This window comes from Enterobacter sp. MGH85 (assembly GCF_001037655.1).
GTDB classification, from domain to species: Bacteria; Pseudomonadota; Gammaproteobacteria; order Enterobacterales; family Enterobacteriaceae; genus Enterobacter; species Enterobacter intestinihominis.
In genome coordinates, this window is record NZ_KQ089925.1 from 3,169,048 (window position 1) to 3,184,668 (window position 15,621).

The 15,621-nt window shown below is 56.8% G+C and carries 11 protein-coding genes and 2 pseudogenes; 10 read left to right on the forward strand and 3 right to left on the reverse strand.

Translation table 11 applies throughout. The annotated features are described in order from the left end of the window. Nucleotides 1–60: 60 nt before the first annotated feature. Nucleotides 61–1,095: an NADP-dependent oxidoreductase gene (locus SK51_RS14920; RefSeq protein WP_032676215.1), complete on the forward strand. Its 1,035-nt coding sequence runs from the start codon at nt 61–63 to the stop codon at nt 1,093–1,095. 256 nt (nt 1,096–1,351) lie between these two features. Continuing rightward, nucleotides 1,352–2,020, forward strand: coding sequence for a GntR family transcriptional regulator (locus tag SK51_RS14925; protein WP_022648238.1), 669 nt, complete (start codon nt 1,352–1,354; stop codon nt 2,018–2,020). Nucleotides 2,021–2,151: 131 nt separating this feature from the next. On the opposite strand, the gene pqqU is transcribed toward SK51_RS14925, so the two are convergent. Then, complete coding sequence (gene pqqU / locus SK51_RS14930; RefSeq protein ID WP_032676216.1) at nt 2,152–4,269, reverse strand: TonB-dependent receptor PqqU; 2,118 nt, start codon at nt 4,267–4,269, stop codon at nt 2,152–2,154. Between the two features lie 247 nt (nt 4,270–4,516). Between pqqU and yncE the strand changes: the two are divergent. Further along, nucleotides 4,517–5,578 (forward strand): annotated as a pseudogene (gene yncE / locus SK51_RS14935) (7-bladed beta-propeller protein YncE). A 92-nt stretch (nt 5,579–5,670) separates the two neighbouring features. On the opposite strand, the gene ansP reads toward yncE, so the two are convergent. Both ansP and SK51_RS14945 read right to left on the reverse strand, forming a co-directional pair. Further along, nucleotides 5,671–7,167: an L-asparagine permease gene (gene ansP, locus SK51_RS14940; protein ID WP_023306278.1), complete on the reverse strand. Its 1,497-nt coding sequence runs from the start codon at nt 7,165–7,167 to the stop codon at nt 5,671–5,673. Nucleotides 7,168–7,494: 327 nt separating this feature from the next. Continuing rightward, nucleotides 7,495–8,385 (reverse strand): LysR family transcriptional regulator, encoded by an 891-nt coding sequence (locus SK51_RS14945; protein ID WP_023306277.1) that lies wholly within the window; start codon nt 8,383–8,385, stop codon nt 7,495–7,497. 112 nt (nt 8,386–8,497) lie between these two features. Here SK51_RS14945 and SK51_RS14950 point away from each other — a divergent pair, with 112 nt between their 5' ends. The 7 genes and pseudogenes from SK51_RS14950 (at nt 8,498) to SK51_RS14985 (ending at nt 15,616) form a co-directional block, all read left to right on the forward strand. Beyond that, nucleotides 8,498–8,896, forward strand: coding sequence for a (R)-mandelonitrile lyase (locus tag SK51_RS14950; RefSeq protein WP_023306276.1), 399 nt, complete (start codon nt 8,498–8,500; stop codon nt 8,894–8,896). A 108-nt stretch (nt 8,897–9,004) separates the two neighbouring features. Next, nucleotides 9,005–10,006 (forward strand): MsnO8 family LLM class oxidoreductase, encoded by a 1,002-nt coding sequence (locus tag SK51_RS14955; protein ID WP_023306275.1) that lies wholly within the window; start codon nt 9,005–9,007, stop codon nt 10,004–10,006. After that, on the forward strand, nt 10,003–11,124 hold the full coding sequence (locus tag SK51_RS14960; RefSeq protein ID WP_017382285.1) for an amidohydrolase: 1,122 nt from the start codon (nt 10,003–10,005) through the stop codon (nt 11,122–11,124). Before SK51_RS14955 ends, SK51_RS14960 begins: the two co-directional genes overlap by 4 nt. Nucleotides 11,125–11,140: 16 nt before the next feature. Further along, nucleotides 11,141–13,404, forward strand: a pseudogene (locus SK51_RS25650) (NtaA/DmoA family FMN-dependent monooxygenase). Between the two features lie 9 nt (nt 13,405–13,413). After that, complete coding sequence (locus SK51_RS14975; protein WP_023306272.1) at nt 13,414–13,923, forward strand: GNAT family N-acetyltransferase; 510 nt, start codon at nt 13,414–13,416, stop codon at nt 13,921–13,923. A gap of 9 nt (nt 13,924–13,932) precedes the next feature. After that, nucleotides 13,933–14,859, forward strand: a complete 927-nt coding sequence (locus SK51_RS14980) for an amino acid ABC transporter permease (protein WP_023300190.1) — start codon at nt 13,933–13,935, stop codon at nt 14,857–14,859. Next, nucleotides 14,843–15,616, forward strand: a complete 774-nt coding sequence (locus tag SK51_RS14985; protein WP_017693375.1) for an amino acid ABC transporter ATP-binding protein — start codon at nt 14,843–14,845, stop codon at nt 15,614–15,616. The genes SK51_RS14980 and SK51_RS14985 overlap by 17 nt, the downstream gene beginning before the upstream one ends. The last annotated feature ends 5 nt before the right edge of the window (nt 15,617–15,621 follow it).

Genomic DNA, 15,621 nt, shown 5'->3' on the forward strand with positions numbered 1-15,621 from the left:
GGCGATCCGCAGGATAACGTGCCAGACTTGAATGACATTTTCAGCAGTAAGGAGCGATGAATGAGTCAATCTACTACGCAAAACCGACGCTGGGTACTGGCTTCCCGTCCACACGGCGCGCCGGTTGCCGATAATTTCCGCCTGGAAGAGCAGCCGATCCCCGCGCCCGCAGAGGGGCAGGTGTTATTACGCACCGTATGGCTCTCGCTTGATCCGTACATGCGAGGCCGTATGAGCGATGCGCCATCCTATTCACCTCCGGTCGAGATTGGCGCGGTGATGGTGGGCGGCACGGTAAGCCGCGTCGAGACCTCCCGTCATCCGGATTATAAAAAGGGTGAATGGGTTCTGGGTTACAGCGGCTGGCAGGAGTATGAACTATCCGACGGGCAGGGGCTGGTGAAGTTGGGTGAAAACCCGTCGCATCCTTCATGGGCACTCGGCGTGCTAGGGATGCCGGGCTTCACCGCGTATATGGGGCTGCTCGATATCGGCCAGCCTCAGGCAGGGGAAACCCTTGTCGTGGCGGCGGCCACGGGGCCGGTCGGCGCAACGGTGGGGCAGATCGGTAAAATCAAAGGATGCCGGGTCATCGGCGTGGCTGGCGGGGAGGAGAAATGCCGTCATGCGGTCGACGTGCTCGGTTTCGATGCCTGTCTGGATCACCATGCGGATGATTTTGACGAACAACTGGCTAAAGCCTGCCCGCAGGGCATTGATGTGTATTACGAAAACGTCGGCGGTAAAGTCTTTGACGCCGTGCTGCCGCTCTTGAATACCTCCGCGCGCGTGCCGGTTTGCGGACTGGTCAGCGGCTACAATGCGACCAACCTGCCGGAGGGTCCGGACCGCTTACCGCTACTGATGGGGACCATCCTGAAAAAACGCATCCGTATGCAGGGTTTTATTATCGCGCAGGACTATGGTCATCGTATTGACGAGTTCCAGCAGGAAATGGGCCGCTGGGTGCAGGAAGGCAAAATTCACTATCGCGAGCAGGTTACGGAAGGGCTGGACGCGGCGCCGGACGCCCTGATTGGCCTGCTTGAGGGGAAAAACTTCGGCAAGGTTGTGATCCGCGTGGCGGCCGACTAAACAGAGCATCGGTTATGGCGGGCAGTGTCCGCCATAATTATTTGTGAAGATACGATATATTGTCTTTAATTAATCCATAAGCTTTGCGCGCCTCGGCCCAGCTGAGCCAGAAGTGAAAAATGCAATATTATTTGAACGATTTTAATATTACGCGCGCCCCTCATACCAGGCATGACGATACAGGATATATCTAACCGGCGATGTTTTTTTAAACAGACGCTGAAAATGGCATTTTGTTTGGCTACGGGAATTAAACATGCTTGATTTGGAACATATGGAAAAAGCACAAAGAATCAGTCTGACTTTGCAAGTAGAGAACAGTTTAAAGGGAGCATTAATTACGGGCTCATTAAAACCTGGGGCTCGACTCGTTACAAAAGAGATTGCGGATAAATTGGGCACTAGTATCACACCGGTGCGCGAAGCCCTGCTGCGCCTGGTGTCGGCGGGGGCATTACAGGCCACGCCAGCGCAGGCGTTTTTGGTGCCAGAAGTGACGCTGGAACGCTATAACGAAATTAACGCCATCAGAAAGCAGCTTGAACCGATGGCCGTTGCGGCGGCGTGCCAGAATATGACCGAGACCAAACTGGATGCGTTACGCGCGCTGTCAGATAACTTCAGTGCCGCCATGCATCAGGGCGATGTACAGAAAGCGATCCATGCCAACCGCGTGTTCCGGTTCACGCTCTATCAGTATGCCGAGATGCCGACCCTTCACTCGCTGATTGAGCAGCTCTGGGTACGGATTGGTCCGTGCATTCACTATCTGCATGAAGAGTTAAGCGAGGTTCCCGCAGCGACCTATCATTATGACGATCTGCTTTCTGCGCTTGAGCAAAGGGATGTGACGGCCAGCCGGGAAGCGATCGACAAAGCCATTGATGAAGCCAATATTCTTCTGCAACGGCAATACTACAGTTAAGGATCCCTCTGGCGCACTTATTTGTTTATTTGTATCAAACGTCCTTGATTATATTCCCGGCGCATCAGGCAACCGGGAATGATGTTATTTTGCTTATTTTTTACCGGCAACGTGCGCTGCCGGAGAATGGTTTACTCAAAACGATAAGAGACCGACAGGCCCACGCCATAGTTACGACCAGGGGCAGGTTCGTAATAGCGGTTGTAGCCAGCGTTAACAATCTCTGAACCGGCGTACTCTTTATCGAACAGGTTATCGACGCGACCAAAGACGTCCATTCCCCATTTGCCGTAGTTGAGTTTATAGCCGGTATTCAGGCCCACAACGGTATAAGAGGGCGCTTTAGCGGTGTTGGTATCGTTGGCCATGACATCGCTCATGTAGCGGGCATCTGCCCCCGCGTACCAGCCTTCCTCAGGCTCCCAGCCAAACGACGCATAACCCATGTTACGGGCGATCCCCGGCATCCGGTTGCCGCTACAGTCTGCATTGCTACAGACGTTGGTGCGGTAGGTGGCATCAAGATAGGTCCACGCCATCTTCAGCTTCCAGTTCTCGGCAAACTGCTGGTCGAGCGCAATTTCCACACCCTGACGGCGCGTTTTTCCCGCGTTTTTATAAGTCGTGCGACCATCCTTGCTTTCGTCCACCACGATCTCGTTGTCGGTATCCGTGCGGAACAGCGCCGCCGTCAGGATGCCATTGCCGATGCGGGTTTTGCTGCCAATCTCATAGGTGTTGTTGGTGGACGGTTGCAGGTTCATATTGAGGCCACCTTTGCCATCAGAACGGTAGGAAAGTTCGTTGATGGTCGGCGTCTCAAATCCCCGTCCTGCCGCGACATACAGGTTCCATGCGTCGGTCACGGCGTATTTCACCGCACCTGCCGGGAGCCATTTGTGGTAGCTGGCGTCGCCGCTGTCATCACCGTTTTGCGGGGTAATGTAACGATCGTTGGAGTCAAACCAGACGGAGCTATAACGTACGCCCGCCTCTAAGGACAGTTTTTGCGTTAGCTGCCACTGGGTTTGCAGGTAGGGATCCAGGTTCCACATCAGATTGCGTTCGTCACGGCGTTTATTACCCTTCACGCCATAATCTGGCACGCCGTTGTCCATCACGAAGTTCTCATACCCGCGACGATTTTCGCTCATGTTTTCGTAGTTCAACCCGGTGGTAAATGTCACCGGAACCAGCAGCTCACCGCGGTGGGTCCAGCGCGTATCAATACCCTGATAGTGACGCTGCATATCAATCACACCGCCCGAATGCGCAGGATTCTCGCGCTGAGTGGACGCCGGAATGGACTGGTACTGAGTCATTTCACGCTCACCGGCATACATCATCACGCTGAGGTCGTCCTGTTCGCTCAGTTGACGGTCGTAGCGGATCCCGGCCTGGGTCTGCTTAATGGTCTTACGCGTGTTGTACTGATCGCCACGTGGTGACTGGCGCGGGTTATTCTGCCACTCCTGATAGCTCAGTCCGCCCGGATCGTTGGCTTTCATGTCCACGCTGTTAAAAATCAGCGTCAGCTTGCTGACATCATTAATGCGCACGCCCAGTTTCGCGTTGGCGAGGTTTTTGCGCGCGCCGCTGTGGTCGCGATAGCCATGTGTGGTAAAACGGGTAGTGGATACGGCGTAATCCACATCGCCCGCCTGAGTACCATCACCCACCGCCCCGGTGGCCTTCATGCCGTAACGCCAGGTGCCGTAGCTGCCGTAATAGCTGCTGGCTTCAATGGTGGCTGGCTGTTGTCCGGTCTGGGTGTTGATGTTGATCACGCCGCCGGAGGCATTACCGTACAGGGCAGAGAAGGGGCCGCGCAGCACGTCGACGCTCTCTATGCTGTTGAGGTCAATGTTTGATGTCTGCCCCTGGCCGTCGGGCATGGTTGCCGGAATGCCGTCCACGTACATACGGATCCCGCGTACGCCGAAGGTTGAGCGCGCGCCGAATCCGCGAACGGAAAGTTGCAGATCCTGAGCATAGTTCTGGCGGTTCTGGATTTGCAGGCCAGGTACGCTCCCAAGGGATTCAGAAAGGTTGATGCGCGGTGTGGCATGTCGCATATCCTCGCCGCTCACCACGCTGACTGCGGCCGGGGTGTCCAGTTCTGAGACGGTTTGCGGCGTGGCGCTGACGATCAGGGTCTGTTCATCCGCGGCCATCGCACTCAGCGGGCCAAAAATGACGGGAACGAACAACAGGGGTAGTGAGGCCTTATGGGCAGTAATAATTTTCATGGAGTAAGCCGGTTAAGAAAAAATTCGAACCAAATCAACTGGAACCTGTGTATATATGTTAAATCCTTTGTAAATGTTATGAAAACTATAACCGCACATTTCGTGAATGTAAGGTTTTGCAGGAAAGAAATACTCCACATTCAACTCATTAATGATTACTATTCTCATTAAAATAACGGCAAAGCGATGACTTTGCCCGCCGGAAGCGATGTCAGCGGTAAATCTCCTCATTTAAAAAGGAATTGTTATGTCTTTACGTCATCTGTGCTCGCCGCGCCTGCGTGGGTCTCTGCTGTTGGGCTCTTTACTGTTTGCCGGTACGTTCCAGGTTCATGCCGCTGAAGAGATGCTGCGCAAAGCGGTCGGCAAGGGCGCGTATGAAATGGCCGTCAGCCAGCAGGAAAACGCGCTGTGGGTTGCGACGTCACAAAGCCGCAAAACCGATAAGGGCGGCGTGGTCTATCGTCTGGATCCGGTCACGCTGGAAGTGACGCAGGCGATTCATAACGATCTCTAGCCGTTTGGCGCCACGATCGATAACGCCACCCAGACGCTGTGGTTCGGTAACACCGTCAACAGTGCCGTGACGGCGATTGACGCCAAAACGAGCGAGGTGAAAGGGCGCCTTGTGCTGGACGATCGCAAACGTAGCGACACGGTGAAGCCGTTTCAGCCGCGCCAGCTGGTGGCCGATGACACGACCAATACGGTATACATTACCGGCATCGGCAAGGAGAGCGTGATCTGGGTTGTTGATGGCGCAACGCTGAAGCTGAAGGACACCATCACGAACACCGGCACGTTCAGCACCGGACTGGCGCTGGATGCGAAGGCAAAACGCCTGTATACCACCAATGCGGACGGTGAGCTGGTGACCATTGATACCGCGACCAACAAAATCCTCAGCCGTAAGAAAGTACAGGAAGACGGAAAAGAGCACTTCTACCTGAACCTGAGCCTGGACACTGCCGGCCAGCGTGCGTTTGTGACGGATTCAAAACAGCCTGAAGTGCTGGTGGTGAATTTGAAAGATGGCAGCGTAATGCAGAAAATCGCCGCGCCAGAATCGCTGGCCGTACTGTTTAACCCGGCGCGTAACGAAGCCTATGTGACGCACCGCGAGGCGGGCAAGGTGAGCGTGATTGACGCCAAAACTTACAAAGTGACCAAAACCTTCGATACGCCGGTTTACCCGAACAGCCTGGCGCTGTCTGCGGACGGTAAAACGCTGTACGTGACGGTGAAACAGAAGTCTACCCGTCAGCAGGAAGCCACTCAGCCTGACGATGTGATTCGTATCGCGCTTTAAGGTGGGAATTGCCCGGTGGCGCTGCGCTTACCGGGCCTGGAAAACAATGAAATGCAGGCCGGGTAAGGCGTAGCCGCCACCCGGCTTTTTTATTAACGCGACGTCTTTTCCACCAGCGGACCATCCTGTTTATCATCTCCAGGATGAACCGGGGCGGTACTGTGGATTTCATTCACGCGTTTACGCACGCCAAACCAGCCAGCAATCAACAGCACCGCCAGCAGCGGGATTGTGGCGATGGTGTAAGTACCGTTCGGGTAGTCGAAGGCCATCAGCACCAGCACACTCAACAAGAACAGCAGGGTAAGCCAAGAGGTCACCGGCGCGCCCGGCAGCTTGAAGCTGACGTCAGCCGCTTTCCCTTCTTTAATTGCTTTGCGCAGACGCATCTGACACACCACGATAAAGGCCCAGGAGGCGATGATGCCCAGCGCAGCGACGTTCAGCACGATCTCAAACACCTGAGACGGCACGAGATAGTTCAGGAACACGCCAAAGATATACACCACCAGCGTAGCCAGAATACCCGCGTAAGGCACCTGCTGCTTGCTCATCTTCGACATAAACTTCGGCGCAGAGCCCCCCATCGACATGGAGCGCAGGATACGGCCCGTCGAATAGAGCCCGGAGTTCAGGCTGGAGAGCGCGGCAGTCAGTACCACGATGTTCATGATGCTGCCCACGTACGGCACGCCCAGCTTAGAGAAGAAGGTCACAAACGGACTTTGCCCCGCCTGGTATGCATTCCACGGCAGCAGCAGTACCAGCAATACCACGGAGCCCACATAGAACAGACCGATACGCCAGATCACGCTGTTGATGGCTTTTGGCACCATCGTCTGCGGATCTTTACATTCACCTGCCGCCGTACCGACCAGTTCGATGGAGGCAAAGGCGAATACCACGCCCTGGACCAGAACCAGCGCTGGCAGCAGGCCGTGCGGGAAGAAACCACCGTTATCGGTAATCAGGTGGAAGCCGGTGGCGTTGCCGTCCAGCGGTTTACCGGTGCCGAGGAATACGGTCCCGACCACCAGGAAGATCACAATGGCCAGCACCTTCACCAGCGCGAACCAGAACTCCATCTCGGCGAACCATTTCACGCCGATCATGTTCATGGTCCCGACGATTGCCAGCGCCCCGAGGGCGAACACCCACTGCGGCACATCGCCAAACGCGCCCCAGTAGTGCATGTACAGCGCAACGGCGGTGATATCGACGATACCGGTCATTGCCCAGTTAACGAAGTACATCCAGCCCGCGACATACGCGGCCTTTTCACCGAGAAATTCACGGGCGTAAGAGACAAAGCTGCCGCTGGAAGGGCGGTGGAGCACCAGCTCGCCGAGGGCGCGAAGAATGAAGAAAGAGAAGATACCGCACACCAGATAGACCAGGGCGAGAGCGGGTCCAGCCATTTGCAGACGTGCGCCTGCACCTAAAAAAAGACCTGTACCGATAGCGCCGCCGATGGCGATCATCTGAACCTGACGGTTGCCCATCGCCTTGTGATAGCCCTCTTCATGAGAGTTCAACCAGCGACGTTTAGCAGCATGATGATCGGCTGCGCTTTTATTGCTTGTTTTCATTGAGTTACCTGTTTGCCTGTCTGAACCATTAACGTGATAGTCCTGCCTGGCAGAAGCCGAAACAAACGATTGCTTCTGCGCAGACACATGCTGCCTTTCCAGTCATTCTGTGTATGGATAAGTCAAAACATGGCGAGGCATCCTACCCGCAATTGATAAGCGACGCAAAATATAACCGTGCCGAAAGTGATGCTCGTCGAAGGAAATCGTGTGGTCAGAGCAGACTGCGATCACAACGCGCTGAATCGTGACGATTTTTTAGGCAAAAAGGTCTGTGAATGCTGATTTAATCATCAGGTTTACTTAATAGTTACCTATAGGTAGAGCTTATGGATGCCGCAGAGCTGCGATAAGTAATGAAAACGCGGAAGTGTGCTGGCGGCGGCTCGGATAATAGAGATGATAACCGGCAAAAGCCGGACACCAGGCTTCAAGCACACGCACTAACCGGCCCTCAGCAAGGGCGTCCTGAACCGCATCTTCCGGGACGTACGCCAGCCCCAGACCGTTTTCGGCGGCATCAATGCGTTGCGGCAGGCTGTTGAGGATCAGTTGGCCCTCAACCCGCACACGCAGCTCACGTCCGTCCCGTTCAAATTCCCAGGCATATAATCCGCCGCGTGTGGGCAGGCGCATATTAATGCAGCGGTGCTGATCAAGCTGCTCCGGCGTTTCCGGTACCCCGAAACGATGCAAATAGTCTGCCGACCCGACGACCGCCATGAGCATGTCCGGGGCAATACGTATCGCAATCATATCTTTCGCCACCTGCTCACCCAGACGCACCCCCGCGTCAAAGCGGCCATCGACAATATCTGTCAGCCCATCGTCCACCGTGACTTCAACGTTGATGTCAGGATACTGCGCCATAAAGGGTTTAAGCACAGGCCACAGCACGGCAGACATGGCGTGCTCCCCGGCGGTTAGGCGAATATTCCCGGCAGGTCTGTCGCGGGTATCACGCAGCGCGGTAAGTTCCTGCTCGATCTCCAGCAGATGGGGGCTTAAGCGCATGAAGAGTTGCTCGCCGGCCTCGGTAGGGGCCACGCTGCGGGTGGTGCGGGTTAACAGACGGACTTCCAGCCTCGCTTCCAGATTGCGCATCGCGTGACTGAGCGCCGACTGAGATACCCCAAGCTGCGCCGCTGCGCGGGTAAAGCTGCGCTCCCGGGCGACAACCATAAAGGAGAGCAGATCGTTGAAGTTGTCTTTTAACATGGCGGCTTATCCTATTTATGAATTGAACTCATAGTTCCTTTCTGATTATGCAATCTAATGCTCCCCATGGCTTTACGCTACTGTTAACGCAATAGCAAACGAGGAGTAGATCATGAAAATTATCCGTAGCGGTTCGCTACCTTCCGTTCATGGGGCAGAGGCCTGGTTTACCGGCAGCGTGCGCATTGACGCACCTTTCCAGGCGACTGAACCGGCAAAAGTCGGCGGCGCGACCGTCACCTTTGAACCCGGCGCACGTACCGCCTGGCATACGCATCCTCTTGGACAAACGCTGATCGTGACGCAGGGGCGCGGCTGGTTACAGGAGTGGGGGAAAGAGGCGGAACCGCTGAATCAGGGTGATATCGCCTGGATCCCACCCGGCGTGAAGCACTGGCACGGTGCAAGCGTGCAGACGGCCATGACCCATATCGCCATCGCAGAAGCGGTCGACGGGAGTCCGGTGGCATGGCTGGAGAAGGTCAGCGACGAGCAGTATCCGAACGAGTAGCGGTAAGCTATAGCTGATTTCCGGCAATCCAAATGTAAATTAATTGTTTCTCAGAGGTGAAATCCGCCTTTAATAATGACGACATGTTAAGTCAAACGAGAACGCAACATGTCATGGCGAATCAGCATTCTGGATAAAAGCCCCGTCGCAGAACACGAAACAGCCGCCGATGCGCTGGCGCGAACCTTAGCACTGGCGCAACAGGCAGAAACGCTGGGTTATCACCGCTTCTGGATTGCCGAACACCACAATACCCCGCAGCTTGCCAGCCCCTCGCCGGAGCTGCTGATTGCCTGGATCCTCGGGCAAACAAAACGTATTCGCGTGGGCTCAGGCGGCGTCATGCTGCAACATTACAGCCCCTATAAAGTCGCCGAAAATTTTAACGTACTGGCCGCCATTGCGCCGGGCCGGGTTGATCTGGGCGTTGGCAAAGCGCCCGGCGGTCTGCCGCTTTCTACCCGCGCCTTGCAGTACGGCCTAAATCCGCAGGAAAAAGGCAGCTTTACTGAACAACTGACGCAGCTTGATCGCTGGATCCGCCCTGAAAATCAGTCAGCGGAGGAGGACGTTCGCGCCACGCCGCTGCCGCCGGTGCCTGCCCGGGGATTTCTGCTGGGCGCCAGTACCGAAAGCGCGCTACTGGCGGCCTCCCTCGACTGGCATTTTGTCTTTGCCGCCCATCTGAACGGTGATCCTGAGCTGCTGCGCGAGGTCGTCACAGCGTGGCGTCAACACAGCGTCCGGGAGGTGATTGTGGCCGTGCAGGTCATTGTTGCCCCAACCCAGGCTGAGGCCGATGCGCTGGCGCAGAAGGTTGAAGTGTGGGGCGTGGAGCTGGTAAACGGACAGCGCGTCACCGTGGCCAGCGAAGAACAGGCCTACGCCTTTGCGCGGCAGGCGGGGAGTGACCCGGTGCGCATCGCGCGTCGGGCGCAGTCTCTGCTGGCCGGAACGGCGGATTCGGTGCTTGAACAGCTCAACGCGCTGCATCAGCAGTGGGGAATTGACGAATTTATCATCGACACGCCGGTCGCTGATGGCGCAACGCGCGTGCAGTCACTGCGACTGCTGGCCGAGGCGCGATTTAACAGGGAGGTGACCGTATGAGCTTTAGCGAACAACTGATTGCCTGGCGCCGTGAGCTGCACCAGAACCCTGAACTCTCCGGTCAGGAGGTCGAAACAACGGCGCGTCTGCGCGAGTGGCTGACGGCGGCCGGGATTGCACCGCTGCCTTACGATCTCCAGACCGGGCTGGTTGCGGAGATCGGCACGGGCAACGCACTGGTTGCGCTGCGCGCCGATATCGACGCGTTACCCATCGACGAGCGCAGTGGGGTGCCGTTTAGCTCCCGGCGTGCGGGGGTGATGCATGCCTGTGGCCATGACATCCACACCAGCGTGATCCTCGGCGCTGCGTTAAAGCTAAAGGAGCGGGAAGCCTCGCTCAACGGTCGCGTGCGGATCCTGTTCCAGCCTGCGGAAGAGAATTTCGGCGGAGCAAAAAGTATGGTGCGGGCCGGGGCGTTACGTGACGTACGCGCGATTTTCGGAATGCATAACGAGCCTTCACTGCCGGTCGGCGAGTTTGCCACGCGCGGCGGCCCATTCTATGCGAACGTCGATCGCTTCGTTATTCATGTTACCGGCAAAGGCGCGCATGCCGCACGTCCCCATGAAGGCAACGACGCCATCGTGCTGGCAAGCCAGCTGGTGACCGCGCTGCAAAGCGTAGCCAGCCGTAACGTCAATACGCTGGATTCGGTCGTTCTGAGCGTGACGCGCATCGCCGGGGGGAATACCTGGAACGTGCTGCCGGAAAGCGTTGAGCTGGAGGGCACGCTGCGCACGCACCGCACGGAAGTGCAGCAGAACGTGAAAGCGCGCGTCGGTGAAATCGCCGCCGGATTTGCCAGCGCCTTTAGCGCGCAGATCAACATCACCTGGTACGCCGGGCCCACCGCGCTGGTGAACGATGAACACTGGGCCGGGTTTGCCACCTCGGTCGCGCGCGAAGCGGGATATGAAACCCGGCATGCGGAACTGCACATGGGCGGGGAGGATTTCGCGGTCTATCTGCAAAACATACCCGGCGCGTTTGTCAGCATTGGCAGCAACAGTCCGTTTGGGTTACATCACCCGGCATTTAACCCGGACGAAGCATTAATCGAACCCGCTGCCCGCTATTTTGCTCAGCTCGCGGAAAAAGCCCTGCAACACGTTTAATTAATTTGAGGTGAATATGTCTGCACATCGTCAATTGCGGCTGGGGACCATTTTGCATGGTGCATCCGGAAATATGTCTGCCTGGCGCCATCCTGCGGCGGTCGCGGATGCCAGCATTAATTTTGATTTCGTCAAAGAAACGGCTTTAAAAGCAGAAGAGGGCAAGCTCGACTTTATATTTGTGGCCGACGGTCTTTATATTAACGAGAAATCCATTCCGCATTTTTTAAACCGCTTTGAGCCTCTGACGGTGTTGTCCGCGCTGGCGAGTATCACCTCGCGCCTGGGGCTGGTCGGCACGTTATCCACCTCGTACAGCGAGCCTTTCACCGCTGCACGCCAGTTCGCCAGCCTCGATCACCTGAGCAACGGACGCGCGGGCTGGAACGTGGTGACGTCGCCGCTGGAAGGGTCAGCGAAGAACTTCTCCCGCGAAAAACACCCGGAGCATGCGCTGCGCTACCGCATTGCCGATGAGTATCTCGACGTGGTGAAAGGGCTGTGGGACTCCTGGGAAGGGGATGCCTTTATCCGCAATAAAGAGAGCGGACAGTTCTTTGATGCGTCGAAACTGCATACTCTGGATCACCACGGTGATTTCTTCCAGGTTTCCGGCCCGCTGAATATTGGCCGCACGCCGCAGGGACGTCCGATTGTCTTTCAGGCTGGTGCGTCCGACGACGGTAAAAAGCTGGCGGCAAAACACGCTGACGCCATCTTTACCCACCATGACACGCGGGAAGAAGCCCAGGCTTTTTACCGCGATGTTAAACAGCAGCTGGAAAGTCACGGCCGTCGCGCAGAGGATTTACATATATTCCAGGGCGTCAACGTGATTGTTGGAAACGACGCCGATGACGTAGAAAACCAGTATCAAACTACGGCGGCACTGGTCTCCATTAATGATGCGCTGAATTACCTCGGACGTTATTTCGAGCATCACGACTTCAGCCAGTATCCCCTCGACGCGCCGTTCCCGGATATTGGCGATTTGGGCAAAAACAGCTTCCGCAGCACCACCGATGAAATCAAGCGTAACGCCCGTGAGCGCAACTTAACTCTGCGTCAGGTCGCGCTGGAAGCCGCATCGCCGCGCCCGCGTTTTTCCGGCACACCGGAGCAGGTGGCCGATGGTTTACAGGCCTGGTTCGAAGAGAAGGCGGCGGATGGCTTCATCATTCAGGGCGGTACGCCGGACACCTTCCCGCGCTTTGTCGACCAGGTGGTCCCCCTTTTACAGGCGCGCGGCCTGTTCCGCACCGACTATCCCGGCACCACGCTGCGCGAAAGTCTGGGCTTAGACGAGCCCAAAAATCAGTTCACACAACAATAAAAGAGAAAAACGCTATGCAGAAATCATCGCTTATTCTGGCGCTTGCGCTGGCTTTTACCCCTGCCGTCTGGGCAGAGAACGTCAATATTAACGGCACCGGCGTGAGCATTGAGGCCAATAAAACGCCGATCAATACCGCCAAAAACAGCGATGCGATCGCGCAACTGCCGAAAGACTATCGCTTTGCCGTGCCGGGGAAATTTACCGTGGCGGTGGCGGGACTGAATCAACCGCCGCTGACGGTCTTTTCCGACGACAACAAGACCCTGCTGGGAAGTGAGGTCGACATTGCGCGTCTGGTGGCGGACAGCCTTGGGCTGGAGCTGAACGTGGTGCCCACCTCCTGGGAGGACTGGCCGCTGGGGGTGGCCTCCGGGAAATACGATGCGGCTATCAGCAACATCACCGTCACCAAAGCGCGCAAAGAGAAGTTCGACTTCGCCACCTATCGCAAGGATTCACTTGGCTTCTACGTGAAATCCACCAGTCCCATCAACTCGCTTGTGAAGGCAGAGGATATCGCCGGGCTGCGCATCATCGTGGGTTCCGGCACCAACCAGGAAGCCATTCTGCTGGCATGGAACGAAGAGAACCTCAAAAAAGGGCTTAAACCCTTTACGCCGATCTACACCAAAGACGACGCGGCCCAAACGCTGGCGCTTCAGTCCGGACGCGCGGACGCCTACTTTGGCCCGAACGTGATCGGCGCCTGGAAAGCGGCGCTCAACGGTAAAACCAAACTTGTCGGCAGCGTCGACGGCGGCTGGCCGAAGGCGGCGCATATCGCGGTGACGCTGAAAAAAGGCAGCGGCCTGGTCGAACCGGTACAAACCGCGCTGAACGGCGCGATCAAGAACGGAGATTACGACAAAGTGCTAAACCGCTGGGGGGAAGGCGTGGAGCGTATCTCCAGTTCCGAAGTTAACCCGGCGGGTCTGGGCGATTAAGGAGGCGCTATGCGCGAACAATTTCGTGACGTTTCGCCGGAAGATGTCGATCTTCAGCCCATTATCGCGGGGCTTTTCGGTGAGTACGCCGCTCGTTACGGCGACTACTTTTCAAAGGATGCGGAAGTCGAGCTGACAGAGTGGTACCTGGCGCCGCAGGGGCTGTTTATCGTCCTGGAGCGCGATGGCGAGATCATCGCCACCGGGGCGTACAAGCCCTTCGACGAACATACCGCAGAGATCAAACGTATCTGGACGAATAAAACGCTGCGCCAGCAGGGACTGGCCGCGCGCGTGGTACAGGAGCTGGAGCGCCGGGCGGTGCTGGCGGGTTACAGCCACATCTACCTGACTACGGGGTTTCGTCAGCCGGAGGCGGTGCGGCTCTATCTCAGTCAGGGGTATCAGCCGCAGTTCGATCTCAACCGCGACCCGGAAGAGTATAGCCAGCCGCCGTTCGACGGTCGGCTGCGTTTCACCAAGACGCTGATCCGCGAAGCGCTCAGCAAAACCGCATAAGGAGCGACGATGAGCAACGTTGAAACCATAAAAGTGGTCCCGGCACGTTATCCGCTGCGCGCTGCTGGCGCCGTGGTGGCGCTGTTTGTGCTGGCTGTCGTGATCCAGTCCGTGGCCTTTAATCCGCGCTGGGAGTGGGCGGTATTTGCCCGCTGGTTCTTTGACCCGGTGATCCTCGAAGGCGTCGGACAGACGCTGCTGCTGACGTTGATAAGTACCGTACTGAGCGTGGTGATTGGCGGCATGCTGGCGCTGGCTCGGCTCTCGTCATCATGGCTGTTGAACAGCCTGGCGTGGGGTTACATCTGGCTGTTCCGATCGCTGCCGCTGATCGTGGTACTGATTATCCTCTATAACTTCTCCTATCTCTACGACACGCTCTCTCTCGGCGTGCCTTTTACCGGCATTACCTGGGGCAGCTTTGAAACCATCAACGTTCTCGGGCAGTTTTCTACCGCCATCGTGGGGCTGACGCTGGTGCAGAGCGCCTATACGGCGGAGATCATTCGCGGGGGCTTCCTTGGGGTCGACCACGGTCAGTATGAGGCGGCCGCTGCGCTGGGTCTGCCGGCGTGGCGTCGCACCGTGCGCATAATTCTCCCCCAGGCGCTGCGCACCATCCTGCCGTCCGGGTTTAACGAAATCATCAGCCTCGCCAAAGGGACGGCGATGGTTTACGTGCTGGCGATGCCGGAACTGTTCTACACGATCCAGATGATCTACAACCGCACCCAGGAGGTGATCCCGCTGTTGATGGTGGGGGCCGTCTGGTATCTGGTGATCACCACCGTACTGTCTGCCATCCAGCATGTTATTGAGCGTGGACTCGCCCGCAGCGAGCGCCGCTCCGCCGTAAACCAGAGCCGGGCGACCAGCCGCGCGCGTTCCGTCACCACTTCGTCAGCACAGGAGCCCGTTCATGCAAGCCTCTCCTGAAGGACACATTTCCATAACCGGCGTCAGTAAGTTTTTTGGCCGACATAAAGCGCTCGATAACGTCACGCTTGAGATCCCACCGGGCTCCGTGACGGTGATCCTCGGACCCTCTGGATCGGGAAAATCGACGCTGCTGCGCACTATTAACCATCTGGAGCGCGTAGACGAAGGCTTTATCCAGATTGACGGGGATTACATCGGCTATCGCCGTCAGGGTGACAAACTTTACGAGCTCAAAGAGAAAGAGATCCTCAAACAGCGCGTCAACGTTGGGTACGTGTTTCAGAACTTCAATCTTTTTCCGCATCTCACGGTGCTGGAAAACCTGATTGAAGCACCCATCGCGCATAAAAAGTTCAGTAAAAAAGAGGCTGTTGAAAACGCCTACAGCCTTCTGGATGTGGTAGGTCTGCGCGATAAAGCCGATGCCTGGTCGCGTCACCTCTCCGGCGGCCAACAGCAGCGCATTGCCATTGCCCGCGCGCTGGCGCTGCGCCCGCGCGTGATGCTGTTTGATGAGCCAACTTCGGCGCTGGATCCGGAGCTGGTTGGCGAAGTGCTGGACGTGATTAAAAAGCTCGCCCGCTCCGGCACTACGCTGGTGGTGGTCACCCATGAGATCGGCTTTGCACGGGAAGTGGCGGACCAGGTGGTATTTATGGTCGACGGTAAAATTGTGGAGCAGGGCAGCAGCGACGACGTGTTAAACCGACCGTCGCATCCGCGAACGCGCCAGTTCCTCTCAAAAGTGCTGTAAGGAGC

Excerpts from the sequence above, each read along its gene's own strand:
- SK51_RS14920 (WP_032676215.1), top strand. The coding sequence starts at position 61 with ATGAGTCAATCTACTACGCAAAACCGACGCTGGGTACTGGCTTCCCGT.
- SK51_RS14925 (WP_022648238.1), top strand. The coding sequence starts at position 1,352 with ATGCTTGATTTGGAACATATGGAAAAAGCACAAAGAATCAGTCTGACT.
- pqqU (WP_032676216.1), bottom strand. The coding sequence starts at position 4,269 with ATGAAAATTATTACTGCCCATAAGGCCTCACTACCCCTGTTGTTCGTT.
- ansP (WP_023306278.1), bottom strand. The coding sequence starts at position 7,167 with ATGAAAACAAGCAATAAAAGCGCAGCCGATCATCATGCTGCTAAACGT.
- SK51_RS14945 (WP_023306277.1), bottom strand. The coding sequence starts at position 8,385 with ATGTTAAAAGACAACTTCAACGATCTGCTCTCCTTTATGGTTGTCGCC.
- SK51_RS14950 (WP_023306276.1), top strand. The coding sequence starts at position 8,498 with ATGAAAATTATCCGTAGCGGTTCGCTACCTTCCGTTCATGGGGCAGAG.
- SK51_RS14955 (WP_023306275.1), top strand. The coding sequence starts at position 9,005 with ATGTCATGGCGAATCAGCATTCTGGATAAAAGCCCCGTCGCAGAACAC.
- SK51_RS14960 (WP_017382285.1), top strand. The coding sequence starts at position 10,003 with ATGAGCTTTAGCGAACAACTGATTGCCTGGCGCCGTGAGCTGCACCAG.
- SK51_RS14975 (WP_023306272.1), top strand. The coding sequence starts at position 13,414 with ATGCGCGAACAATTTCGTGACGTTTCGCCGGAAGATGTCGATCTTCAG.
- SK51_RS14980 (WP_023300190.1), top strand. The coding sequence starts at position 13,933 with ATGAGCAACGTTGAAACCATAAAAGTGGTCCCGGCACGTTATCCGCTG.
- SK51_RS14985 (WP_017693375.1), top strand. The coding sequence starts at position 14,843 with ATGCAAGCCTCTCCTGAAGGACACATTTCCATAACCGGCGTCAGTAAG.